This window comes from Vibrio sp. 1978, from assembly GCF_033344345.1.
Genome location: NZ_JAWPOP010000164.1, coordinates 1 through 1033, shown reverse-complemented (window position 1 = coordinate 1033; position 1033 = coordinate 1). Strand labels below are relative to the sequence as shown.

Below are 1033 nucleotides of genomic sequence, written 5' to 3'. Positions count from 1 at the left end.
CCTGACTGAGCAAGCATTGGCGCTACTCGATAAAGCGGCAGTGCAAGAATTGCTACCTTCTGGCTTGTATAACCATCAGATTACTATGTCACAGGCGTTGCACACCATTCATCGCCCGCCGCCAACCATTAATTTAGATGAATTTGATGAAGGTAAGCACCCCGCTCAAATCCGTTTGATCATGGAAGAGTTGCTCGCTCAGAACTTATCGATGTTGGCGGTTCGCAGCAAAGGCCAGCAAGATATCGCCTTACCGCTCGCACCATGTGACAAACTGAAAAAACAGCTGTTGGCGCAACTGCCGTTTTCTCCGACCAATGCTCAAGCACGCGTGGTGAAAGAGATTGAAGCCGACCTCGAAAAACCGCATCCAATGATGCGTCTTGTCCAAGGTGACGTAGGCTCAGGGAAAACCCTCGTCGCGGCACTGGCTGCGGTTCGAGCTATCGAGCACGGTTATCAGGTCGCACTAATGGCACCCACTGAGCTGCTCGCCGAACAACACGCCATCAATTTCGCCAACTGGTTTGAAGCCATGGACATTCAAGTGGGCTGGCTTGCTGGTAAGCTCAAGGGCAAAGCCAAAGAGACGGAACTGGCTCGCATTGCCAGCGGTGAAGCGCAAATGATAGTGGGTACTCACGCCCTCTTCCAAGAACATGTGGAATTTCATCACCTAGCTTTAGTCATCATTGATGAGCAGCACCGCTTTGGCGTCCATCAGCGATTAGAGTTACGTGAGAAAGGGGCAAAACAAGGCGCGTATCCGCATCAGCTCATCATGACGGCAACTCCGATTCCTCGCACACTAGCAATGACAGCGTATGCTGATTTGGAAACGTCGGTGATAGACGAATTACCACCAGGCCGAACGCCGATTCAAACCGTCGCCATTCCAGATACCAAACGTGACGACATTGTCGAGCGGGTACGAAACGCTTGTCTTAACGAAGGCAAGCAAGCGTATTGGGTGTGTACGCTGATCGATGAATCAGAAGTGTTAGAAGCGCAAGCCGCAGCAGACACCGCTGAA

1 protein-coding gene is annotated in these 1033 nt (G+C 51.6%); it reads left to right on the top strand.

Annotation, left to right across the window (positions count from 1 at the left end; genetic code table 11):
• On the top strand, positions 1 to 1033 hold a 1033-nt coding region (locus R8N49_RS25220; RefSeq protein WP_318190225.1), incomplete at both ends, for a DEAD/DEAH box helicase.